This window comes from Xenorhabdus indica (genome assembly GCF_014467235.1).
Lineage (GTDB): Bacteria > Pseudomonadota > Gammaproteobacteria > Enterobacterales > Enterobacteriaceae > Xenorhabdus > Xenorhabdus indica.
In genome coordinates this window covers 1-23,407 of the sequence record NZ_NKHP01000012.1, presented here as the reverse complement: position 1 = coordinate 23,407, position 23,407 = coordinate 1, and the positions used below count along the sequence as shown (strand labels likewise).

Annotated in this window: 20 protein-coding genes; 15 read left to right on the top strand and 5 right to left on the bottom strand. The window is 43.8% G+C overall.

Annotated elements, in window-relative coordinates; all coding sequences use genetic code 11:
- Positions 1 to 5 precede the first annotated feature (5 nt).
- Positions 6 to 221, top strand: coding sequence for a 50S ribosomal protein L31 (gene rpmE, locus Xind_RS10885; RefSeq protein WP_047682798.1), 216 nt, complete (start codon positions 6 to 8; stop codon positions 219 to 221).
- Positions 222 to 333: 112 nt separating this feature from the next.
- Here the strand turns inward: rpmE and metJ are convergent, their stop codons facing one another.
- A complete protein-coding gene (metJ, locus tag Xind_RS10880; protein WP_047682628.1) occupies positions 334 to 651 on the bottom strand; it encodes a met regulon transcriptional regulator MetJ in 318 nt (105 codons plus the stop codon).
- Between the two features lie 290 nt (positions 652 to 941).
- Here metJ and metB point away from each other — a divergent pair, with 290 nt between their 5' ends.
- The 3 genes from metB (at position 942) to ppc (ending at position 7,349) form a co-directional block, all read left to right on the top strand.
- Entirely contained in the window at positions 942 to 2,102 is a 1,161-nt protein-coding gene (gene metB, locus Xind_RS10875; RefSeq protein WP_047682625.1) for a cystathionine gamma-synthase, read from the top strand.
- A gap of 2 nt (positions 2,103 to 2,104) precedes the next feature.
- The gene (locus Xind_RS10870; protein ID WP_187650067.1) at positions 2,105 to 4,540 is read left to right on the top strand and encodes a bifunctional aspartate kinase/homoserine dehydrogenase II; all 2,436 of its coding nucleotides are present in this window, start codon (positions 2,105 to 2,107) and stop codon (positions 4,538 to 4,540) included.
- A 172-nt stretch (positions 4,541 to 4,712) separates the two neighbouring features.
- Positions 4,713 to 7,349 carry a phosphoenolpyruvate carboxylase gene (gene ppc, locus Xind_RS10865; protein ID WP_047682621.1) on the top strand — a complete coding sequence of 879 codons (2,637 nt, stop codon included), beginning with the start codon at positions 4,713 to 4,715 and terminating at the stop codon, positions 7,347 to 7,349.
- Between the two features lie 150 nt (positions 7,350 to 7,499).
- Here the strand turns inward: ppc and metF are convergent, their stop codons facing one another.
- Complete coding sequence (gene metF, locus Xind_RS10860) at positions 7,500 to 8,387, bottom strand: methylenetetrahydrofolate reductase (protein ID WP_047682619.1); 888 nt, start codon at positions 8,385 to 8,387, stop codon at positions 7,500 to 7,502.
- 341 nt (positions 8,388 to 8,728) lie between these two features.
- Here metF and Xind_RS10855 point away from each other — a divergent pair, with 341 nt between their 5' ends.
- Both Xind_RS10855 and Xind_RS10850 read left to right on the top strand, forming a co-directional pair.
- Positions 8,729 to 9,079, top strand: a complete 351-nt coding sequence (locus Xind_RS10855; RefSeq protein ID WP_187650066.1) for a type II toxin-antitoxin system RelE/ParE family toxin — start codon at positions 8,729 to 8,731, stop codon at positions 9,077 to 9,079.
- Between the two features lies 1 nt (position 9,080).
- Positions 9,081 to 9,380, top strand: coding sequence for a helix-turn-helix domain-containing protein (locus Xind_RS10850; protein WP_187650065.1), 300 nt, complete (start codon positions 9,081 to 9,083; stop codon positions 9,378 to 9,380).
- Between the two features lie 38 nt (positions 9,381 to 9,418).
- Here the strand turns inward: Xind_RS10850 and argE are convergent, their stop codons facing one another.
- Positions 9,419 to 10,576: an acetylornithine deacetylase gene (gene argE, locus Xind_RS10845; RefSeq protein WP_047682615.1), complete on the bottom strand. Its 1,158-nt coding sequence runs from the start codon at positions 10,574 to 10,576 to the stop codon at positions 9,419 to 9,421.
- Positions 10,577 to 10,705: 129 nt separating this feature from the next.
- Here argE and argC point away from each other — a divergent pair, with 129 nt between their 5' ends.
- The 5 genes from argC (at position 10,706) to oxyR (ending at position 16,333) form a co-directional block, all read left to right on the top strand.
- Positions 10,706 to 11,710: an N-acetyl-gamma-glutamyl-phosphate reductase gene (gene argC, locus Xind_RS10840; RefSeq protein WP_047682613.1), complete on the top strand. Its 1,005-nt coding sequence runs from the start codon at positions 10,706 to 10,708 to the stop codon at positions 11,708 to 11,710.
- A 36-nt stretch (positions 11,711 to 11,746) separates the two neighbouring features.
- Complete coding sequence (argB, locus tag Xind_RS10835; RefSeq protein WP_187650071.1) at positions 11,747 to 12,523, top strand: acetylglutamate kinase; 777 nt, start codon at positions 11,747 to 11,749, stop codon at positions 12,521 to 12,523.
- 64 nt (positions 12,524 to 12,587) lie between these two features.
- Positions 12,588 to 13,814, top strand: coding sequence for an argininosuccinate synthase (locus tag Xind_RS10830; RefSeq protein ID WP_047682608.1), 1,227 nt, complete (start codon positions 12,588 to 12,590; stop codon positions 13,812 to 13,814).
- A gap of 34 nt (positions 13,815 to 13,848) precedes the next feature.
- Entirely contained in the window at positions 13,849 to 15,228 is a 1,380-nt protein-coding gene (gene argH, locus Xind_RS10825; RefSeq protein WP_187650064.1) for an argininosuccinate lyase, read from the top strand.
- 187 nt (positions 15,229 to 15,415) lie between these two features.
- Positions 15,416 to 16,333, top strand: coding sequence for a DNA-binding transcriptional regulator OxyR (oxyR, locus tag Xind_RS10820; RefSeq protein WP_047682604.1), 918 nt, complete (start codon positions 15,416 to 15,418; stop codon positions 16,331 to 16,333).
- Here the strand turns inward: oxyR and sthA are convergent.
- Positions 16,325 to 17,722 carry a Si-specific NAD(P)(+) transhydrogenase gene (sthA, locus tag Xind_RS10815; protein WP_047682602.1) on the bottom strand — a complete coding sequence of 466 codons (1,398 nt, stop codon included), beginning with the start codon at positions 17,720 to 17,722 and terminating at the stop codon, positions 16,325 to 16,327. The genes oxyR and sthA overlap by 9 nt on opposite strands.
- A gap of 209 nt (positions 17,723 to 17,931) precedes the next feature.
- Here sthA and fabR point away from each other — a divergent pair, with 209 nt between their 5' ends.
- Positions 17,932 to 18,657, top strand: a complete 726-nt coding sequence (fabR, locus tag Xind_RS10810) for an HTH-type transcriptional repressor FabR (protein ID WP_231571438.1) — start codon at positions 17,932 to 17,934, stop codon at positions 18,655 to 18,657.
- 24 nt (positions 18,658 to 18,681) lie between these two features.
- Positions 18,682 to 19,056: a YijD family membrane protein gene (locus Xind_RS10805; RefSeq protein ID WP_047682600.1), complete on the top strand. Its 375-nt coding sequence runs from the start codon at positions 18,682 to 18,684 to the stop codon at positions 19,054 to 19,056.
- Between the two features lie 112 nt (positions 19,057 to 19,168).
- Here the strand turns inward: Xind_RS10805 and trmA are convergent, their stop codons facing one another.
- The gene (trmA, locus tag Xind_RS10800) at positions 19,169 to 20,269 is read right to left on the bottom strand and encodes a tRNA (uridine(54)-C5)-methyltransferase TrmA (RefSeq protein ID WP_047682598.1); all 1,101 of its coding nucleotides are present in this window, start codon (positions 20,267 to 20,269) and stop codon (positions 19,169 to 19,171) included.
- A 186-nt stretch (positions 20,270 to 20,455) separates the two neighbouring features.
- Between trmA and btuB the strand changes: the two genes are divergently transcribed.
- A complete protein-coding gene (btuB, locus tag Xind_RS10795; RefSeq protein WP_187650063.1) occupies positions 20,456 to 22,270 on the top strand; it encodes a TonB-dependent vitamin B12 receptor BtuB in 1,815 nt (604 codons plus the stop codon).
- Positions 22,215 to 23,078, top strand: coding sequence for a glutamate racemase (murI, locus tag Xind_RS10790; protein ID WP_187650062.1), 864 nt, complete (start codon positions 22,215 to 22,217; stop codon positions 23,076 to 23,078). The genes btuB and murI overlap by 56 nt, the downstream gene beginning before the upstream one ends.
- The last annotated feature ends 329 nt before the right edge of the window (positions 23,079 to 23,407 follow it).

The following is a 23,407-nucleotide window of genomic DNA, read 5'->3' as shown; positions in this document are numbered from 1 at the left end:
TCCCCATGAAACAAGGTATTCATCCTAAGTACGAAGAAATTACTGCATCTTGCTCTTGTGGTAATGTTATCAAAATCAAATCTACCGTAGGTCACGACCTGAATCTGGACGTTTGTGGTGCATGCCACCCGTTCTACACTGGTAAGCAGCGTGACGTTGCGACTGGTGGTCGTGTTGATCGCTTTAATAAACGTTTCAGCGTTCCAGGTTTCAAGAAGTAATTCTTGCTTCCAACAAAAATGCCCGATGTTTTCCATCGGGCATTTTTGTTATATCTGATTGATTTCAAGTCGCAGTACAGCATACAAACAACGACTTGAGATAAAGGAGATATCAATATTCCCAAGTTTCGGGATCGATCCCATGTTCACGCATTATGGCTTTTGCAGCTTCAGGGATTTCATCATGACGTTCTTTACGTAAATCATTATCGTCAGGTAGAGGTTGCCCAGTGAACGCGTGGAGAAATGCTTCACACAGCAATTCGCTATTTGTTGCATGACGCAGATTGTTTACCTGACGACGGGTACGCTCATCCGTCAGTATTTTCAATACCTTTAATGGAATTGAAACCGTAATTTTTTTGACCTGTTCACTTTTTTTGCCATGTTCAGCATAAGGGCTGACATACTCACCATTCCACTCAGCCATGAGATACCTTAAATAGTTTTAAATCAAGCAACTGAAATCAGAAATAAAAGAAATTATTTCTGAGCTATGTTCGTGTCGATAATTCGGCATTTTAGCATATTTCCCCTATCGACTATATCGCTATGGTTAATCAATTCACAAAATATGCCCTAATTTGGCATAAAAAATGGGGGTAATGATTGGGTTGTGTTATTAAACCGTAAATTATTTTGGATGTCTAGATGTATTGACGTCTATCTTTCTGGAGGGTATTCTTTTGTGACTCCGAAAACAAGAAACGGGTAAAGATTATGGGGTGTAAACAAGCTACGGTCGCAGTACAAAGCGGTACAAATATTGATGAACAATATGGTTGTGTTGTCCCGCCTATCTATCTTTCCAGCACATACAATTTCACAGGGTTTAATGAACCGAGAGCACATGATTACTCACGGCGTGGTAATCCCGGTCGTGATGTTGTCCAGCAAGTTTTGGCTGAACTGGAGGGCGGAGCTGGTGCTGTGATGACCAGCAGTGGTATGTCAGCCATCCACCTGTTGTGTACCGTTTTCTTGCAACCGGGAGATTTATTGGTAGCACCTCATGATTGTTATGGTGGAAGTTACCGCCTGTTTGATAGCTTAAGCCGCCGTGGCGCTTATGATGTTATTTTCGTTGATCAGGCGGATGATTTGGCGCTGAAACAGGCAATTGCGCAAAAGCCTAAATTGGTCTTGATTGAAACACCAAGTAATCCATTGCTGCGTATTGTGGACATTAGGTACATCTGTGGTCTGGCCCGTGAAGCAGGTGCTTTGACGGTAGTTGATAACACGTTTTTAAGCCCTGTGCTGCAAAAGCCATTGGATTTGGGTGCAGATTTAGTTGTCCATTCCTGCACAAAATACCTGAATGGGCATTCTGATTTGATTGCTGGTGCAATTATTGCCAAAGATCCTACTCTGGCTGAGGACTTGGCATGGTGGGCGAATAATATCGGTGTGACCGGAGGCGCTTTCGACAGTTACTTGTTGTTGCGGGGCATTCGTACTTTGTCTGCGCGGGTACTTCTACAGCAAAGCAACACGGCTGCCATAGTGGAATATTTACAGCAACAGCCACAAGTGAAAAAACTCTATTATCCAGCACTGAAAGATCATCCAGGGCATGAAATAGCTCTTCAACAGCAAACAGGTTTTGGCGCGATGTTGAGTTTTGAACTTGATGGTGATGAACAAACAATGCGCCGCTTTTTATCTGCATTAAAATTATTTACTCTGGCGGAATCGTTGGGGGGTGTGGAGTCATTGATTTCTCATACAGCTACGATGACACATGCTGGTATGTCGGCAGAAGCAAGGAAACAGGCAGGGATTACGGACTCACTTCTTCGTGTCTCTGTGGGAATAGAAGATAGTCAGGATTTAATTGCTGATTTGAATAATGCATTTCAGGCAGCGGTAACGAGGTAATCATGATTGAACTGGCAACAGCAGGGGCGGAATCTGGCCGCCAGTTACATAAATTTGGCGGCAGCAGCCTTGCAGATGTGAAATGTTATAAGCGGGTTGCGGATATTATGGCGAATTATAGCCAGCCAGGTGACTTGATGGTGGTATCAGCAGCAGGCAGTACGACTAATCAACTGATTGATTGGCTGAAATTGAGTCAGAGTGACCGTATTTCAGCTCATCAAGTTCAGCAATCCTTACGGCGCTACCAGCAAGAGTTGATCCGCGGATTATTGCCAGAAACCGTTGCTGAAACTCTTATCACACATTTTATTGCTGATTTGGAAAGGTTGAGTGCGCTGTTGGATAAACCAATTAGTGACATTACCTACGCTGAAGTTGTTGGCCATGGCGAAATATGGTCCGCTCGCTTGATGGCCGCTTTGCTTGAATCACAAGGTATCCCTAGCACCTGGCTGGATGCGCGCCAATTCCTGCGCGCAGAACGGGCAGCACAGCCACAAGTTGATGTTAATCTTTCTCAGCCTTTGCTGAGTCAGTTATTAGTCCAGAATTCCAATAAGCGCTTAGTGGTGACAGGTTTTATTTCCAGTAATCAGAAGGGTGAAACTGTACTATTGGGGCGCAATGGCAGTGATTATTCTGCAACACAGGTTGGTGCATTAGCTGGCGCTAAAAAAGTGACAATCTGGAGTGATGTGGCTGGAGTTTACAGTGCAGATCCGCGCAAAGTTAAGGATGCGTGTCTCCTGCCATTATTGCGTCTGGATGAGGCCAGCGAACTGGCTCGCTTGGCGGCTCCTGTACTTCATACCCGTACATTACAGCCAGTTTCTGTCAGTGATATCGATTTACAATTACGTTGTAGTTATCAGCCTGAGCAAGGCTCTACTCGTATTGAACGAGTTTTAGCGACAGGAACAGGAGCTAAAATCGTTACCAGCCACGATGATGTTTGCTTGATTGAGTTGCACTTTTCTTCTGCCCATAACTTTAAACAAATTTATAAAGATATCGATTCGTTGTTAAAGCGTGCTCAAATCCGTCCTTTGGCAACGGGGCTGCATGCTGATTGCAATCTGATCCAGCTTTGTTATACCTCTGAAGTTGTTAATAGTGCCCTTGATGTTTTGCAGGATGCATCTTTGCCAGGAAAACTTTCCTTGCGTGAAGGATTATCATTGGTGGCTTTGGTGGGAGCAGGCGTATGCAAAAATCCGCTACATAGCCACCGTTTTTATCAGCAATTGAAAGACCAACCGGTTGAATTTATCTGGCATGCAGAAGATGACATCAGTCTGGTTGCTGTATTGCGTCTGAACCAGACATCACATTTGATTCAGGGATTGCATCAGAGCCTGTTTCGGGCAGAAAAACGTATTGGGTTGGTTCTGTTTGGTAAAGGGAATATCGGGTCACGTTGGCTGGAATTGTTTGCACGTGAACAGAAAAATATCTCTGCCCGCAGTGATTTTGAATTCATTTTAGCGGGAATTGTCGATAGCCGCCGGAGCCTGCTGAACTATCAGGGCATTGACGCAAGTCGGGCATTGGCATTCTTTAATGATGAAGCCACCCTACATGAAGGTGATGAACTGTTTTTATGGATGCGGGCACATCCTTATGATGATTTGGTGGTGTTGGATATAACGGCAAGTGAAGCATTGGCGAGTAACTACATAGATTTTGCCAGCTATGGTTTTCATGTGATTAGCGCCAATAAAGCCGCTGGTTCATCTGACAGTAACACTTACCGCATGATCCGGGATGCTTTTGTAAAAACAGGCCGTCATTGGTTATACAATGCGACCGTTGGTGCCGGGTTACCAATTAACTATTCCGTCAGGGACTTGCGGGAAAGTGGGGATACTATCCTGTCTATCAGTGGCATTTTCTCCGGTACTTTATCGTGGTTATTCCTGCAGTTTGATGGCACAGTGCCTTTCAGTGATCTGGTAGAACAGGCATGGCAACAAGGGTTGACGGAGCCTGATCCTCGTATTGACCTTTCCGGTCAGGATGTGATGCGCAAATTGGTTATCTTGGCTCGTGAGGCAGGTTATGAGATAGAGGCGGATCAGGTACGGGTAGAATCACTTGTGCCGGCAGAAGCCAGTGTTGGTTCTATTGAAGAGTTCTTCGAAAACAGTTCTGCTATTAATAAGCAGATGCTGAAACGGTTAGAAGCTGCGCGTGAAATGGGAATGGTACTGCGTTATGTTGCGCGTTTTGATGCTAAAGGTAAGGCGAAAGTTGGGGTGGAAGCTGTGCGCTTAGAACATCCTTTAGCTTCGTTATTACCGGGGGATAATATTTTCGCCATAGAAAGCCGTTGGTATCGTGACAATCCATTAGTTATCCGTGGTCCGGGAGCCGGGCGAGATGTGACTGCCGGGGCAATCCAATCAGATCTGAACCGTTTATCACAACTCTTATAAAATACAACGCCTTCGGTCGGGATATTGCGTTTTCTGTCCCGACTAATCCTCCCAATTTGTTTGTTTTCTGATATGACCAAATTGTTTGTTTTCTGGTATGAATAGTGTGTTTAGAAATAATGTGTTAGAAACAAACAAAACACGCATACAGCAACACAAGGTCAGGAATCACATGAATCAGCAATATTCCGCAATGCGCAGTAATGTCAGTATGCTTGGTAAGATACTGGGCGACACGATCAAAGAGGTTCAGGGAAAAGATATTCTTGATAAAGTTGAAACAATAAGGAAGTTATCTAAATCATCTCGTGCCGGAAACGAAGCTAATCGCCAGCAACTTTTATCAACACTACAGAATTTATCTAATGATGAATTGCTGCCCGTTGCCAGAGCGTTTAACCAGTTCCTTAATCTGGCCAACGTTGCTGAACAATATCACAGTATTTCGCCGCATGGTGAAGCTGCCAGCAATCCTGTGGCATTGGCTGCACTATTTGATCGACTGAAAAGTAAAAATTTTCATAATGATGATCTGGTTAAGGCAGTTAATGAGCTTTCCATTGAGCTGGTGCTGACAGCTCATCCAACAGAAATCGCCCGCCGTACTCTGATCCATAAACTGGTTGAAGTGAATGCGTGTCTGGCGCAGCTCGATCATGATGATTTAGCAGATTATGAGCGTAATAATATTACGCGTCGTTTACGTCAGCTTATTGCTCAGTCATGGCATACCGATGAAATCCGCAAAATTCGGCCTACACCGATTGATGAAGCTAAATGGGGTTTTGCGGTGGTGGAAAATAGTTTGTGGGAAGGCGTTCCTGCATTTTTGCGTGAATTTAATGAGCAAGTAGAAGAATCTATTGGTTATCGTCTGCCAGCAGAAGCTGCTCCTGTCCGTTTTACTTCTTGGATGGGGGGAGATCGGGATGGAAATCCTAATGTTACAGCAGAAATCACCCGCCATGTGTTGTTGCTCAGTCGCTGGAAAGCGGCGGATCTGTTCTTGAAAGATATTCAGATTTTGGTATCAGAACTTTCCATGTCGAAATGTACGCCAGAACTGCGTCAGATAGCAGGAGGCGATAATGTTATAGAGCCGTACCGTGAAATTGCTAAGCAGTTGCGGGCACAATTAAATAGCACACTGGCATATCTGGAAAAACGCCTGAAGGGTGAGCAGGTTATCCCCCCTACGGATTTATTGCTGCATAACGAACAATTATGGCAACCACTCTATGCTTGTTATCAATCGTTGAAATCCTGCGGTATGGAAATTATCGCTAACGGCCAATTACTGGATACTTTGCGCCGTGTTCGTTGTTTCGGTCTGTCATTGGTGCGTATTGATATCCGGCAGGAAAGTACCCGTCATACTGATGCCATTGCAGAACTGACCCAATATCTGGAAATGGGGGATTATGCGAGCTGGTCAGAAACAGAAAAACAGGCATTTTTACTGCGTGAACTGAACTCCAAACGTCCGTTGATCCCCCATAATTGGCAGCCAAGTGCCGAGACGCAAGAAGTTTTAGAAACCTGTAAAGTGATTGCAGAAACACCACAAGATGCGATTGCGGCCTATGTCATTTCCATGGCAAAAATGCCTTCAGACGTATTGGCAGTGAAGTTATTACTGAAAGCAGCAGGCTGCCCGTTATCATTACCTGTTGCGCCATTGTTCGAAACCCTTGATGACTTGAATAATGCAGAACGGGTGATCCAGCAATTGCTCCGTATCGAGTGGTATCGTGAACTGATTCAGGATAAACAAATGGTCATGATTGGCTATTCTGACTCAGCAAAAGATGCGGGAGTCATGGCTGCATCTTGGGCTCAATATCGGGCTCAGGATGCGCTTATCAGATTGTGTGAAAAAGAGGGTGTGAAGCTGACACTGTTTCACGGACGGGGAGGCACAATTGGTCGTGGTGGAGCTCCGGCGCATTCGGCATTACTTTCTCAACCGCCGGGAAGCCTGAAAGGGGGATTGCGTGTAACGGAACAGGGCGAAATGATCCGCTTTAAGTTTGGCTTACCACAGGTGACAATCAGCAGCCTGGCTATGTACGCCAGTGCCATTCTCGAAGCTAACTTACTGCCGCCACCGGAACCCAAAGCTGAATGGAAACAAGTCATGGATACACTCTCTGATGTTTCCTGCAACATGTACCGTGATTATGTTCGTGAACAGCCGGAGTTTGTGCCTTATTTCCGTTCGGCGACACCTGAGCCGGAATTGGCGAAATTACCGTTGGGTTCGCGCCCTGCTAAACGTCGTCCTACAGGCGGTGTTGAAAGCTTGCGGGCAATCCCGTGGATCTTCGCGTGGACACAAAACCGTCTGATGCTTCCGGCATGGTTGGGAGCGGGTGCAGCACTGCAACATGTAATAGATACGGGAAAACAGGATATTTTGTCAGAAATGTCCCGTGATTGGCCTTTCTTCACTACTCGTATTGCCATGTTGGAGATGGTTTTTGCCAAAGCGGACTTATGGCTGGCGGAATATTATGATCAACGTTTGGTTGATGAGAAACTGTGGTCATTGGGGATTAAACTTCGCAATCAACTTGTCGCGGACATAGAAACGGTTCTGACTATCTCACAGGATGAGCAGTTGATGGCAGATTTGCCGTGGATAGCCGAATCTATCGCATTACGTAATGTGTATACCGATCCATTGAACGTCCTACAGGCAGAATTATTACAACGCTCCCGTCAGCAGGAACAACCCGATCCTCGTGTGGAGCAAGCGCTGATGGTAACAATAGCAGGCGTTGCGGCAGGAATGCGTAACACCGGTTAGCTTTTCGTTTGTTTGATAATTAAAGGCCGAATGGGAAACTGTTTGGCTTTTATTATTGGTGGGTATGGTAATGAGTTATCAAACTGGGAGGGTGGTATATAACCACGCCGAACTACCATCTAGCTAGTCCGGCTTTTTTAAGGATAAAAATCAACAAGGACGAACACCTAACGTATGGCAAATAGCGTAACTCAATTCCGCGCGATTCAGTGTATAAAAATGGAAATCCTTCACCCCTTCACGACTCAGAATTTTCACCATATCCATCGCAATAGAAGCGCCAACTAAATTGCGGCTTTCAGGATCATCATCCAAACCCTCGAACATCCTGGTCATCCAGCTTGGGATGCGAACATTAGTGATGGCAGCAAATCGCTGTAACTGACGGAAATTCGAGACAGGCAAAATCCCCGGCACAATTTCCACATCAATCCCTGTCGATACACAGCGATCACGAAAACGCAAATAACTTTCCACATCAAAAAAGAATTGGGTAATAGCGCGATTTGCTCCCGCATCAATTTTTCTTTTCAGGTTAATGAGGTCAGACTGTGCGCTTTTTGCCTCTGGATGCACTTCCGGATAAGCCGCGACGGAAATATCAAAATCTGCCTCTTTCTTTAAGAGCTCTACTAAATCAGTGCCATACATTTCTGGTTTGCAGCTACCATTGGGTAAATCACCACGCAAAGCCACAATATGACGAATACCGTTTTTCCAGTAATCGCGAGCGATATCACGTAATTCTTCGCGGCTGGCATCAATGCAAGTTAAATGCGGAGCTGCATCAAGACCCGTTTTGTCCTTAATTCCTTTGATAATGCTATGAGTACGGTTACGTTCGCCGGAATTGGCACCGTAAGTCACGGAAACAAAATTAGGTTTCAGTTTGCTCAGTCGGTCAATGGATTTCCATAGAGTTTGTTCCATTTCAGTGGTTCTGGGGGGAAAGAATTCAAAGGAAACACGGATCTGGCCTTCAAGTTCAGCCAGATTCTGATTTAGTGCCTCTTGATGATTTGCATGAAAAAAACTCATATCCTGCGCCCTCCTGAACAAACGGAACCTATATCTGTCCACGTTTAGATGTTTAAGTGTTTATATGTCTATCCATTTAGATGTCCAAATAGAATGAGCGAAGCAGGGTTTTTAGTCAATTAGGAAATGGCTTATTTCCGATGAGGAATATTCAAAGTGATCAGGAAAGAAATTCATGTTGGAAAAACATGTTTATGAAAAATGCGTTACCCCTCATTAACGGGCGTGGATTGTTTTTTGTACAAAACGGTTGAGTTTTATAGACTATAGTCTATGATGTTTTTGTAGGCTACAGTCTATGGTTAACCTTGGAAATTATAACTGTATAGGGAGAACAGAATGTGTGGGAGCTAATAACAACAGAATTGTTTGACCAATGGTTTGATGAACAACCAGATGAATTGCAGGAAAATGTTTTGGCAGTAATGCATGTGTTAGAACTAAAAGGTCCGATGCTGGGCCGACCATTGGTTGATACACTGAACGGTTCCCGGTATCCGAATATGAAAGAGCTACGAATCCAGCATAATGGAATGCCAATTCGTGCTTTTTTCGCATTTGATCCAAAACGTCAGGCAATTATTCTTTGTGCAGGTAATAAAGCAGGGCAAAATCAACGATTGTTCTATAAAGAGATGATTGAGATTGCTGATGAACAATTCAGAATTCATCTAGAGGATCTGGAGAGATGATATGGCTATGTTAAAAGAACTGATGGAAAAGCGCAGTCCCGAAAGCCAAGAGAGAATTAAAGAAAAAGCAGCAGAATTGCTGCTTGAAACACAACTTTATCAAATTCGTGAAGCGTTAGAGCTTTCACAAACTCAGGTCGCAAAAAATTTAGGTATTGCACAGTCATCGGTTGCTGCGATCGAGCAACGGGGAAATGAATTAAAAATTTCCACACTCAAAAAGTACATTGAGTCTATGGGGGGGGAAATGACTCTTGGTGTTAAATTACCCAATGGTAATTCAATGAATTTTTCTATTTAAAATTAAGTGGGACCGTGGTCCCACTCAGAGAATAGGTTTTAAACTTCACTCAAACAAAAATGCGCCACAATCTGAGAAATCAATTTTTTCGTTGGTTCAATCATCGACACGTCTAAATACTCATCAGGTTGATGAGCCTGTTCAATTGAGCCCGGTCCTAAAACCAACGTTGGGCATAACTCCTGAATAAAAGGAGCTTCGGTACAGTAATTGACCGTGTCTGCTTTTGTTCCCAGTAGTTTTTCGATGACACCTACCAGCTTGTGATTAGTCGGACATTCATAACCCGGAATGGGAGGATGAAGCGCTGTAACATTTAGGCGTCCCGGCCAGCGCTGTTTGACAGGCTCCAGTACCTCATTTAGTGCTTCATTCAAATCCTGCAAAGTGAGTCCGGGGAGCGGACGGATATCCATATGCAGTTCGCAACAGGCACAGATACGGTTTGCCGCATCTCCACCGTGGATATGACCAAAATTCATCGTGGGATAGGGAATAGCGAAAGCCGGATTGTGGTAACGCTCTTGCAAAGTATTACGTAGTTTCATCAACTGAGTGATGGATTCGTGCATCAAGTCAATGGCATTGACACCTCGGGCAGGATCGCTGGAGTGTCCAGATTTACCTTCAATGCGGATCGCGTGGGCAACATGCCCTTTGTGGGCGCGGATAGGTTGTAATGACGTAGGCTCGCCAATGATGGCAAAATCAGGCCGGAGAGTAGAATTGGCCGCAAAATAGCGTGCTCCCGCCATTGATGTTTCTTCATCTGCGGTAGCCAGAATATAAAGAGGATGAGATAGTTTGCTGGTATCGATATTCCGCAATGCATCAATAATAAAGGCAAAGAAGCCTTTCATATCAGCAGTGCCCAGTCCATATAATTTATCGTTGCGTTCGATCAGCGTGAATGGATCTTGAGTCCAGCGCCCGTCGTCAAATGGTACGGTATCTGTGTGACCACATAATAGTAAACCTCCGGAACCGCTTCCCAATGTTGCCAGCATATTGAATTTGCGATGGGTTTCCGGAACAGGCTGGATCTCAATTTCAAAACCCATCTCTTTCAGCCAACCCGCCAGTAGATTGATAACCATTTCATTGCTTTGATCCAATTCCTCATCTACTGCACTGATAGAAGGTGTAGCAATAAGCTGGTGATATAACTCAATAAATGTTGGTAATTTAATATTCACTGTTGACAGCCCTTATTCAAGATAGTATCAATATTAATGCAATATTATTGAATATAAATGCAATTGTATATTTGGGTTACTACATTGGGTTAATACATACATTGGGTTAATACAAGGTGAATAAATCCCATGCTTAATACGCTGATCGTTGGTGCCAGTGGTTATACCGGAGCAGAGTTAGCAGCATATCTGCAACGTCATCCTCATGTCCATCTTTCCGGTCTGATGGTTTCTTCTCAAAGTACTGATGCAGGGAAATGTTTTTCAGAGCTTTATCCACAATATAAAGGGTTCCTGGATTTACCCTTACAGCCACTGATGAATGTTGCCGAAGCCGCGGATGGTATTGATGTCGTTTTTCTTGCTACGGCTCATGAAGTCAGCCATGACATTGCACCAATATTTTTGCAGGCGGGTTGTATCGTATTTGATTTATCTGGTGCTTATCGCGTACAAAATACGCAATTTTATTCAAAATACTATGGATTTGAGCATAAAAATACAAACTGGCTTGAGCAAGCGGTATATGGATTGGTGGAATGGCAGGCGGAAGAAATCAAGACTGCCCGGCTTATCGCGGTTCCGGGCTGTTATCCCACAGTTTCACAGCTTTCGCTGAAACCTTTGTTGGAAGAAGATTTGCTGGATACAGAACAGTGGCCTGTGATTAATGCTGTCAGTGGTGTAAGTGGTGCCGGGCGTAAGGCTTCATTGAATAACAGTTTCTGTGAAGTCAGTTTGCAGCCTTATGGGGTTTTTAGTCACCGCCATCAACCTGAAATCGCAGCACATTTAGGTACAGAAGTCATCTTCACACCCCATTTAGGCAATTTTGCGCGGGGGATCCTTGCCACAATTACCTGTAAGCTGAAATCAGGTGTGACAGAGGAACAAATCTGGCAGGCATATCGGCAGGCTTATCACAATAAGCCACTGATCCGGTTATATGAAAAAGGTGTCCCTGCATTGAAAGCCGTTGTGGGGTTGCCATTTTGTGATATTGGTTTTGCTGTACAAGGACAGCACCTGATCATTGTCGGGGCTGAGGACAATTTGCTGAAAGGTGCAGCAGCACAGGCTGTTCAGTGTATGAATATCCGGTTCGGATTCGAAGAAACTCAGGCATTGCTTTAATTCAACAATCTCATTTAATACCGACAGAGGATAAATCTGATGGAGCCGTTAGTTATCAAGTTGGGTGGTGTGTTATTAGATAGTCACGAAGCGCTGGTGCGGTTATTTTCTACATTACAGTCATATCGAAAAACGCATAAGCGCCCACTGGTAATTGTACACGGAGGGGGTTGTTTGGTTGATGACCTGATGCAGAAATTACAGTTACCGATTATGAAGAAACAAGGTCTGCGTGTAACGCCAGCAGATCAGATCGACATTATTACCGGGACACTGGCAGGTACAGCCAATAAAATTTTGCTTGCCTGGGCGACAAAGTACCGTTTGCCTGCTGTTGGCCTGTGTTTAGGGGATGGCGGTGTTGTGAAAGTTTCTCAGCTTGATGAGGAGCTTGGTCATACTGGCAGAGCTTATCCCGGTAATCCGGATTTACTGAAACTTTTACTGGATCTCGGTTACATCCCTATTATCAGTTCTATTGGTATTACTGAAAATGGCGAGTTAATGAATGTCAATGCAGATCAGGCTGCCACAGCTATTGCGCAGGTGTTGCATGCGGATCTGGTTTTGTTGTCGGATGTCAGTGGTATTTTGGATGGAAAGGGGCAAAGAATTGCTGAAGTGACGGAAGGAAAAATAAAGCAGCTTATTGAGCAAGGAGTCATTACCGACGGCATGATTGTGAAAGTTCATGCAGCATTGGAAGCCGCAAAAACATTAGGGCATCCGGTAGATATTGCTAGTTGGCGTTATGCTGATCAACTGATTGCGCTATTTAATGGTATACCCGTTGGCACTCGCATTCTGGCATAACAAGATAGAACAGATTTGATTTAGTGTTCAGCTGAGATGAATAAAAAAGTAAAAGGCTATCTCTATGACAATTACCTCAACGAAAAGCAGTATTAAAAAAATTGTTCTGGCATATTCTGGCGGTTTGGATACTTCTGCCATCATTCCATGGTTAAAAGAGAACTATGGCAATTGTGAAGTTATCGCATTTGTTGCGGATGTTGGTCAGAGTCGTGAAGACTTGGAGGGTATAGAACAAAAAGCGTTACTCTCTGGCGCTTCAGAATGTCATATCGTCGATCTACGTGAAGAATTTATCAAACAGTATGTTTATCCGGTGCTGAAAACGGGGGCATTGTACGAAGGCAGTTATTTGCTCGGCACTTCAATGGCACGTCCTGTCATTGCTAAAGCACAGGTTGAATTAGCACTGAAAGTGGGAGCTGATGCTCTTGCTCATGGTGCAACAGGTAAAGGTAATGATCAGGTTCGTTTTGAGAGTACTTATACTGCGTTGGCTCCACATCTGAAAGTAGTTGCTCCATGGCGGGAATGGGATTTGCGCTCCCGTGAAGCTTTACTGGATTATCTGAAAGTTCGTGATATTCCCACAACCGCCACGCTGGAAAAAATCTACAGCCGTGATGAAAACGCATGGCACATTTCGACCGAAGGCGGCGTATTGGAAAACACGTGGAATGCGGCCAATAAAGATTGTTGGGTATGGACTGTGGATCCAGAAGATGCACCTGATGAACCGGAATATGTCTCTGTCACTGTTGAAAAAGGGGAAGTGGTTGGAGTGAATGGTAAGGCATTGTCGCCATATCAATGCCTTAATGAGTTGAATACACTGGGGGCTAAATACGGTATCGGCCGGATCGATATTGTGGAAAACCGTTTGGTCGGAATGAAATCCCGTGGTTGCTACGAAACTCCGGGAGGAACCATCATGATGGCTGCACTGCGTGGTATTGAACAGCTAGTGCTGGATCGCGATAGTTTCAAATGGCGCCAACAATTGGGGCTTGAGATGTCCTATGTTGTCTATGATGGTCGTTGGTTTGTACCATTGCGCCAGTCTATTCAAGCTGCGGCGGAAACACTTGCTGAGAATGTCAGTGGTGAAGTGATCTTGAAACTGTATAAAGGGCAGGTAACAGCAATACAGAAACAATCGCCTCATAGCCTCTATTCTGAAGAATTCGCCACTTTCGGAGAAGATGAAGTTTATGATCATAGGCATGCGGAAGGGTTTATTCGCCTCCATTCGCTTTCTTCCCGTATCCGTGCGTTGAACAGTAAAAAATAATTTCCGGGCAATCAGAGAAAAAAGGTACGCAATTATGGCACTTTGGGGTGGACGTTTCAGTCAGGAAGCCGATCAGCGGTTCAAGCAATTTAATGATTCTCTGCGTTTTGACTATCGTTTGGCGGAGCAGGATATTATCGGCTCTGTTGCGTGGTCAAAGGCGTTGGTTACAGTCGGTGTTTTGACGCCAGAAGAACAACAAAAGCTGGATTTGGCACTGAATGAGTTACTGGATGAAGTCCGGGCCAACCCCAAGGCTATTTTGCAAAGTGATGCGGAGGATATTCATAGCTGGGTGGAAGGGCAACTCATTGCAAAAGTGGGGGAGCTGGGCAAAAAACTGCATACAGGACGCAGTCGTAACGATCAGGTTGCTACAGATCTGAAACTATGGTGCAAGGATCAGATAGCGGATATTCAGCAAGCGCTTCTAGAGTTACAACAAGCACTGGTGATTACCGCTGAAAATAATCAGGATGCAGTAATGCCGGGTTATACCCATTTGCAACGGGCGCAACCAGTTACTTTCGCACATTGGTGTCTTGCTTATGCAGAAATGCTTAGTCGTGATGAGACTCGTTTGCAAGATACTCTGAAACGATTGGATGTCAGCCCATTGGGATGCGGTGCGCTGGCGGGAACGGCGTACGATATTGATCGGGAACAATTGGCGTCATGGCTTGGTTTTGCTTCTGTAACCCGTAATAGTTTGGATAGTGTTTCAGACCGTGACCATGTTCTGGAGCTGCTATCTGATGCCAGTATCAGCATGATCCATCTTTCACGTTTTGCTGAAGACCTGGTTTTCTTCAACAGTGGAGAAGCTGGCTTTATAGAATTGTCGGATCGGGTAACTTCTGGCTCATCCCTGATGCCCCAAAAGAAAAATCCTGATGCCCTGGAATTGATCCGTGGTAAATGTGGTCGGGTACAAGGTGCATTAACAAGTATGATGATGACGCTGAAAGGTCTTCCCCTTGCTTATAACAAAGACATGCAGGAAGACAAAGAGGGCTTGTTTGATGCATTGGGTACATGGCGGGATTGCCTGCATATGGCAGTGTTGGTATTGGATGGTATTCAGCTAAGGCGTGATCGTTGCAAGGAAGCTGCACAACAGGGCTATGCTAATGCTACTGAACTGGCAGATTATTTGGTGGCAAAAGGTGTTCCGTTTCGTGAAGCGCATCATATTGTTGGTGAGGCAGTGATTGTTGCGATAAAGAAAGGTAAAGCATTGGAAGAACTGTCATTATCTGAACTGCAACAATTTAGTGAAACTATTTCGCTAGATGTATATGACATTTTATCGTTACAGTCTTGTCTGGATAAACGTTTGGCAAAAGGTGGTGTAGCACAGAAACAGGTGAAATTGGCTATTGCTGAGGCGAAGCAGAGGTTACATATCAATTAATTTTCTCTGGCTGGACAGCCTGTTTATTATGACAGGCTGGTTTGTCACGCTGTTGTAATAACTTTTGTTTTTTTTATTTTTCAATAAAAAACACCAGAGTTCACAAGCATTTGATAGTTCTATTACCTCGTGCATATAATGTCTTACTAAACAATTCTATCATTGATATAAGACAATGAGGTTGGGAATGAATATCCGCGATCTGGAATATCTTGTGGCTCTTGCTGAGTATCGGCATTTCCGGCGAGCCGCTGATTCTTGCCATGTTAGTCAACCAACACTCAGTGGGCAGATACGTAAACTTGAAGATGAATTGGGTGTGATGCTGCTGGAACGCACAAGCCGTAAAGTCCTGTTTACACAACAAGGTATGTTGCTGGTGGAGCAAGCCAAGACGGTATTACGGGAAGTAAAGGTTTTACAAGAAATGGCTGCCCTGCAAGGTGAAAGCATGTCCGGGCCACTGCATATCGGTCTTATTCCTACAATCGGCCCTTATCTTCTGCCACTGATTATTCCTGAGTTGCATAAATTGTTTCCCAAACTGGAAATGTATCTGCATGAAGCTCAAACTCAGAATTTGTTGGCACAACTTGATAGTGGAAAACTTGACTGTGCTATTTTGGCTTCGTTGAGAGAAACGGAAGCATTCATCGAATTGCCCCTCTTTGAGGAATCAATGAAACTTGCAGTTTATGAAGAGCACAAATGGGCGAACCGGACTGAGGTCAAAATGGGAGATCTTGCCGGGGAAAAATTATTGATGTTGGAAGATGGTCACTGCCTGCGTGACCAAGCAATGGGGTTTTGCTTTCAGGCTGGAGCTAAAGAAGATACTCATTTCAGGGCAACCAGTTTGGAAACCTTGCGTAATATGGTTGCGGCGGGAAGTGGCATCACTTTATTACCAGCTTTGTCTGTTCCTAAAGAGAGAAAACGGGATGGTATTTGTTATCTGGAGTGCCATAAACCCGTGCCAGAGCGTTCTATCATTTTGGTTTATCGTCCCGGCTCACCTCTGCGTGGTCGCTATGAGCAATTGGCAGAGGCGATTCGTGTCAGAATGGGAAATTATTTTGAAGCCAACGGAACAGCCTCAAAATAATCGATTTAGCCCGTTGAGAGCTGCAACACGGTATGCTTCAGCCATAGTGGGATAGTTGAAGGTAGTATTAACGAAATATTCGATATTATTGCCTTCACCTTTTTGCTCCATAATTGCTTGACCAATATGAATAATCTCTGCGGCTCGTTCGCCAAAACAGTGAATACCCAGTATCTGTTTTGTCTCGCGGTGGAATAGTATCTTGAGACTTCCTACATTCATTCCTGCAATCTGCGCTCTGGCCAAGTGTTTGAATTGGGCTCGTCCGACTTCATACGGGATTTTCATTGCTGTCAATTGTTGCTCAGTTTTTCCTACCGAACTAATTTCCGGTATGGTGTAGATGCCTGTTGGGATATCTTCCACCAGATGCATTTCAGCATCTCCGGTCATGATGGCTTTTGCTGCAATGCGTCCTTGATCGTAGGCAGCGGAAGCGAGACTTGGGTAACCAATCACGTCACCAACTGCATAAATATTTTCATTGCTGGTTTGGTAGACCCGGTTCACTTTCAATAAACCACGGTTATCTGTTTTCAGCCCGACATTTTCCAAACCGAGTTTGTCTGTATTACCTGTTCGTCCATTGGCGTACAGTAAACAGTCTGCTTTAACTTTTTTTCCTGATTTCAGATGGATAATCACGCCATCATCAAGGCCTTCGATCTTTTCATATTCTTCATTATGACGGATGACAATACCGCTATTCCAGAAATGGTAAGACAAAGCGTCAGACATCTCTTGATCGAGAAATGACAGCAGATAATCGCGGGTATTGATCAAATCTACCTTAACGCCTAATCCACGGAAGATAGAAGCATATTCACAGCCAATCACTCCTGCGCCATAAATAATAACGTGGCGCGGTTCATGTTCCAGTTGCAGAATAGTATCGCTGTTATAAATACGTGAGTGAGTAAAATCGACATCGGGTGGGCAGTAAGGTCGGGAACCTGTGGCAATAATTATTTTGTCTGCGCTTAATATGTCAACACTATTATCGGCATAACGTACACTGACATGGTGTTCATCAATGAAAGTTGCTTCACCTGCAAACATCCGGCACCGATTGCGTTCATAAAACCCCTGCCGCATTTTAGTCTGCTGATTAATGACAACTTCTGCATGCCGTAAAATTTCTGAAAATGAGGAGCGGAGAATGCGGGAATTATCACTATAGAGGGGGTTTTGATTAAATTCGATAATACGACTGACAGCATGACGTAAGGCTTTTGATGGGATAGTGCCCCAATGGGTACAGCCACCGCCGATATTATTGTAACGTTCTATAACTGCAACGTTTTTTCTTTGTTTTGCCAACCCCATTGCTGCCCCTTCTCCACCGGGTCCGGAGCCAATTACAATGGCATCAAAATGAGTATATTGCATAGAGGAAAGACCTATTTTTACACAAAATAACAACTCTATATTAACATTGCTTGGCATAATAACCTAATCAGCATATGGCTTTTGTTTTCTGAATAAGGAATAAAACAGGGAAATATGGGTTAATATCTTTAAGAGAACAATCACAGCAAATACAGCAGAATCTGATATATTTGCTCCATAATATAGTCGAGTGATATATCAGGATTGTTGTGAATAATGTAACTGGTGTCAGAGCGAAACAGAAAGAGAAAACCCGTCGTTCCCTGATTGAGGCTGCATTTAGCCAACTAAGTGCTGAGCGTAGTTTCACCAGTCTGAGTTTGCGGGAAGTGGCGCGAGAGGCAGGGATTGCACCGACTTCATTTTACCGTCATTTTCGTGACGTAGATGAATTAGGGCTTACCATGGTGGATGAAAGCGGATTAATGCTGCGTCAGCTAATGCGCCAGGCACGTCAGCGTATCGAAAAGGGGGGTAGTGTCATCCGCACCTCTGTTTCAACCTTTATGGAATTCATTGGTAATAATCCTAACGCATTCCGGTTATTACTGCGTGAACGTTCCGGAACATCAGCTGAGTTTCGTGCGGCTGTCGCACGGGAAATCCAACATTTTATTGCAGAGCTGGCAGACTATCTTGAACAGGCCAGTCATATGCCGCGTCATTTTACCGAAATACAAGCAGAAGCGATGGTAACAATTGTGTTCAGTGCTGGTGCAGAAGCGCTGGATATTGATGAAAAGAAAAGACGTCGCCTCGAAGAACGTTTGGTATTACAACTCCGCATGATTTCCAAAGGCGCTTTTTATTGGTATCGGCGAGAACAAGAAAAAACGGCTAATTCAAAAAACACTGCCCTAAAAACCGCTGTTTCTAAAACAACTGTCTCTAAAGCAACTATCTCTAAAACAACAGCAGCCCCTAAAACCTCTTAAATAATCTGAAAGGAGAAGAATACGATGGAACAATACCGCCAAGATAAAAGCACAATGTTGCTGGCTCTTATCGTTGGACTGGCAACACACGGAACTTTCTCGGCATTTTTTAATTCATTGGTGCCTTTTTCAATTTTCCCGATTATCTCATTGGCCTTATCTCTGTATTGTCTCCATCAACGTTATTTGAACTACCCAATGGCAGAGGGATTACCAAAATTAGCTATCGGCTGTTTCTTCCTGGGGATTCTTGCTTATAACGCAATCATTCGGGTTAAGCACCCGGAAATTGGCTCTAATTTCTTATCTGTTGTGATTGGAACTGCATTGGTATTTTGGATTTACAGAAAGGTTAAAGGGCGCAGACAGCAGGCTATGCTTTCAGAAAAGCAAAATTAATGACTTTTTGATAATGATTTTATGAAAACGCCATAAGGATTGATTATGGCGTTTTCTGCTTTCTGGTCTGGAAAAATTCAGTAACGTGAAAGGAGTGTTATAAACGAACTGATTAATCGCGTCTTTCCAGTAATACACCACATTCCATATGGTGGGTATATGGGAATTGATCAAAAAGCGCGAGCTTGCTGACTTGATGAGTTTGCGTCAACGTTTCTAAGTTCTGGCAGAGCGTTTCTGGGTTACAGGAAATATACAGAATACGTGGATACCCTTGTACCATTTTGACAGTTTCTTCATCCAAGCCGCTGCGGGGCGGATCTACAAAAATAGTTTCACATTGGTAACTTTTTAGGTTAATTCCCTGAAGACGGTTGAACTCCCTTTCTCCATTCATTGCCTGAGTAAATTCTTCCGCTGACATACGGATAATCTGCACATTATCAATTTGATTCGCTTTGATATTAAATTGCGCGGCAGCAACAGAAGGTTTGGCAATTTCTGTTGCCAGTACGCGCTCAAAATTTTGAGCTAATGCCAGAGAAAAGTTGCCGTTACCACAATAGAGTTCAAGCAGATCGCCTTTGGCATCTTTGGTAATATTTATTGCCCATTCCAGCATATGGATATTGATACTGGCATTTGGCTGAGTGAAACTATTTTCAACCTGACGATAAATCATTGTCCTACCCGCAACGGGTAACTCTTCATCTATATAATCATGATCGAGTGTAACCTTGGTTTTTGATGCTCGACCAATAAGCTGAACATCAAAGCCTTCTGCCTTTAACTGATTGCGTAAAGAGATTGCATGTTCGCGCCATTCATCCCCCAGTTTTTTGTGGTAAAGCAGGGAAACAATGATTTTGTTGCTACGGGTAGAAAGATAGTCCACCTGAAACAATTTATGACGCAATACCAGGTTATTTTTTACGCCCGCAATAATTGCCTGCATCATGCTATTAATCAGTTGGCTGGCAACTGGAAATTGATCAACACGGATACGCTGTTTCGTCTGTTGATCAAACATAATGTGATAGAGGTCATCTTCCTCATGCCAGATACGGAATTCTGCTCGCATCCTGTAGTGAGATGCAGGGGAACGGAAAACTTCGGGCTCAGGTGCGCTAAAGGGGGCCATCATTCCTTTCAGGCAATGGGCCTTCTCCATCAATTGATTTTCATAATCTTCCGTTGGCAAGATATTCTGCATTATCTGGTTCTCGTATGATCACGTTAAGAAAAATTTCCGAGCGGCATTGTAGGGAAAGTACAAAGGATGTCCAGTTTTCTGGTTCATCAATTCTCTTTTTTGATGGAGAGGCATTCTGGACACGCTATTACCTTCATCGTAGCATGACTCTTAATAGTTAGACTCACGACAAGATTCCATTCTCTCATGACAAATAAGAAACGTATTTTTTTACCAACTGCTTCGATAGTGATGCTTTCTTGTTGGAGCAATTTCTCCGTTGCTAATAATCAAGATCCGTTGGTGGTAACAGCAAACCGCTTTAAACAACCTATTTCTTCTGTTTTAGCACCGATGACCGTAGTTACACGTGAAGAAATCGAACAATGGCAATCTAATAGCTTGGTTGATGTACTACGCCGTTTGCCGGGCATTGATATTGCACAAAATGGTGGGCTCGGACAGAATGCTTCTTTGTTTGTTCGTGGTACAGAATCTCGCCATACTTTAGTGCTGGTGGATGGTATCCGATTCAATCAGGCAGGTATCACGGGAGCTGCGGATTTTAGTCAGATCCCAATTTCAATGGTGCAAAGAATCGAGTATATCCGTGGTGCGCGTTCTGCGGTATATGGCTCCGATGCTATCGGTGGTGTTATCAATATTATCACCAGTCGGGAGCAACAGGGGACGACATTGAATGCAGGGATCGGTTCATATGGATACCAAAATTACAATGGTGCAACACAACAAAAAATTGGTAGAAATACTTCCCTGAATGCCGCAGCAGGATATACCTATACCAGAGGGTTTGATGTTGTAGCAGGTCATGGAACTAATGAGCCGGATCGCGATGGGTTCATGAGCAAAATGCTGTGGTTAGCACTTGATCATAAGTTCAATGATCAGTTCAACGGGTTTATACGTACATACGGCTACAATAATAGAACAAAATATGATGGAGCCTTTACTGATACCCGAAAATTATTCAGCCGAAGTTATGAAGCCGGAGTTCAGTTCAATCAGGGAATTTACTCGTCTCAATTCATAGCCAGCTATAGTCATGTTAAAGATTACAATTTTAAGCATAAGATTTATCAAGGAAACACTACGTTAAGTGATTCCGAACAATACAATGTCCAATGGGGAAATGTATGGCAGATTGGTCATGGCGCAATGAGTGGTGGTGTGGACTGGAAAAGAGAATCTGTCGCGGCAGGCTCTAACAATATCCCGATACAAAAAGATGTTGATAATACCGGAGTATATTTAACTGCTCAGCAAAAAATACATGACTTCATTTTGGAAGGAGCTGTACGCTCAGATCGCCATTCTGAATATGATTGGAACACAACTTGGCAAACCGGAGCGGGTTGGGAGTTCATTGATGGTTATCGTTTTACCGCCTCCTATGGAACCGCGTTTAAGGCACCGACGCTTGGGCAATTATATGGTTGGGGGGCAAACCCAAATTTGAATCCAGAGAAAAGTAAACAACGAGAAGTGGGTCTTGAGGGAATAACAGGAGCGCTTAATTGGCGTTTATCTATTTATAAAAATAACATTGAACAACTGATAGATTTCTCCAACAACCGTTACTTGAACATAGGACAGGCAAAAATCAAAGGTGTCGAGTGGACAGGAACTATGGATACCGGCATTTTCCAGCACCAACTGACACTACAGTATCTTAATCCACGTGATGGCAATAATCAGCAGTTAACCCGTAGAGCTAAACAGCAAGTGAAATATCAATTAGATTGGGAAGTCTTCGATATAGATTGGGGAATAACTTATCAATATATTGGGTCGCGTTATGATCAAGACTTTAATACGTTTCCTCCTAAAAGATTGAGATTAGGCGGTGTTAGTTTATGGGACATCAACATGTCTTATCCAATCACTAACCGCCTAACAATACGTGCTAGAATAGCTAATCTGTTTGATAAAAATTATGAGACAGCTTATGGCTATCGCACTCCAGGACGAGAATACTTCCTCACCGGCAGCTACAACTTCTAATTTGCATACAACTGGTCGCCCAACCATTCTGATTTTTGATTCCGGTGTGGGTGGGTTATCTGTATATCAAGAGATTCGACAATTGCTGCCGGATCTCCACTATATATATGCTTTCGATAATGAAGCCTTTCCTTATGGAGAGAAAACTGCGGAAGTGATTATTGAGCGAGTTGTCAAAGTTGTCGATGAAATCCAGAAAAGGCATCCTTTAGCAGTTGTAGTGATCGCCTGTAATACAGCCAGTACGGTCAGTCTGCCGATACTGCGTGAACGTTTTTCCTTTCCCGTTGTAGGCGTTGTACCTGCGATCAAGCCTGCGGCAAAACTAACTTGTAACCACGTAGTGGGATTATTGGCAACTCGGGCTACTGTTAATCGTGGTTATACAAAAGAACTTATTGCACAATTTGCTACGGATTGTCAGGTTCATGCCATAGGCTCCGCTGAACTGGTGGAGTTGGCTGAAAGAAAGTTACATAATGAAACTATTTCGTTGGAAAAAGTAAAAAAAGTATTAAAACCGTGGCTGAGAATGAAAGAACCACCAGATACCGTTATCTTGGGATGTACTCACTTCCCTTTACTTGCAGAAGAGCTGTCACAAGTTTTACCCGAGGGAACACGATTGATTGACTCAGGTGCGGCTATTGCACGTAGGACAGTGTGGTTGATTAAAAATCGAGAAAATTTATCTTCAACAATAGAAAGTAACTTAGCTTATTGCACCAAAATAGATCCTAATAGCGAATCTTTACGCCCGATTTTACATGGTTATGGCTTCATAACGCTGGAAAAACTATCAACTTAAGTTAAATTTGGCGTAATAATCAGCGGTCGATAAAATTTTTCAAAAAAACTATTGTCAGCGCCGGAAAATTCCCTATAATGCGCCACCACTGACCGACGCTGTGCTGATACCAGCCGCTGAGGCCAGGGAGGAAAAAGCAAAAATAAACGCTTGACTCCGGAGGCAAAACGCGTAAGATACGCAGCCTCGCAACCCGGAACGAACGTTCGGTTGCCCTGCTCTTTAACAAGTTAATCAGACAATCTGTGTGGGCACTCGCAGGACATTATCGACAAGGCCGAAAGGCCAGAAAGATTAAAGTCTTGAAGAGTGACTGAAACAGTTAATTC

Excerpts from the sequence above, each read along its gene's own strand:
- rpmE (WP_047682798.1), top strand. The coding sequence starts at position 6 with ATGAAACAAGGTATTCATCCTAAGTACGAAGAAATTACTGCATCTTGC.
- metJ (WP_047682628.1), bottom strand. The coding sequence starts at position 651 with ATGGCTGAGTGGAATGGTGAGTATGTCAGCCCTTATGCTGAACATGGC.
- metB (WP_047682625.1), top strand. The coding sequence starts at position 942 with ATGGGGTGTAAACAAGCTACGGTCGCAGTACAAAGCGGTACAAATATT.
- Xind_RS10870 (WP_187650067.1), top strand. The coding sequence starts at position 2,105 with ATGATTGAACTGGCAACAGCAGGGGCGGAATCTGGCCGCCAGTTACAT.
- ppc (WP_047682621.1), top strand. The coding sequence starts at position 4,713 with ATGAATCAGCAATATTCCGCAATGCGCAGTAATGTCAGTATGCTTGGT.
- metF (WP_047682619.1), bottom strand. The coding sequence starts at position 8,387 with ATGAGTTTTTTTCATGCAAATCATCAAGAGGCACTAAATCAGAATCTG.
- Xind_RS10850 (WP_187650065.1), top strand. The coding sequence starts at position 9,081 with ATGGCTATGTTAAAAGAACTGATGGAAAAGCGCAGTCCCGAAAGCCAA.
- argC (WP_047682613.1), top strand. The coding sequence starts at position 10,706 with ATGCTTAATACGCTGATCGTTGGTGCCAGTGGTTATACCGGAGCAGAG.
- Xind_RS10830 (WP_047682608.1), top strand. The coding sequence starts at position 12,588 with ATGACAATTACCTCAACGAAAAGCAGTATTAAAAAAATTGTTCTGGCA.
- argH (WP_187650064.1), top strand. The coding sequence starts at position 13,849 with ATGGCACTTTGGGGTGGACGTTTCAGTCAGGAAGCCGATCAGCGGTTC.
- oxyR (WP_047682604.1), top strand. The coding sequence starts at position 15,416 with ATGAATATCCGCGATCTGGAATATCTTGTGGCTCTTGCTGAGTATCGG.
- sthA (WP_047682602.1), bottom strand. The coding sequence starts at position 17,722 with ATGCAATATACTCATTTTGATGCCATTGTAATTGGCTCCGGACCCGGT.
- Xind_RS10805 (WP_047682600.1), top strand. The coding sequence starts at position 18,682 with ATGGAACAATACCGCCAAGATAAAAGCACAATGTTGCTGGCTCTTATC.
- trmA (WP_047682598.1), bottom strand. The coding sequence starts at position 20,269 with ATGCAGAATATCTTGCCAACGGAAGATTATGAAAATCAATTGATGGAG.
- btuB (WP_187650063.1), top strand. The coding sequence starts at position 20,456 with ATGACAAATAAGAAACGTATTTTTTTACCAACTGCTTCGATAGTGATG.
- murI (WP_187650062.1), top strand. The coding sequence starts at position 22,215 with ATGGCTATCGCACTCCAGGACGAGAATACTTCCTCACCGGCAGCTACA.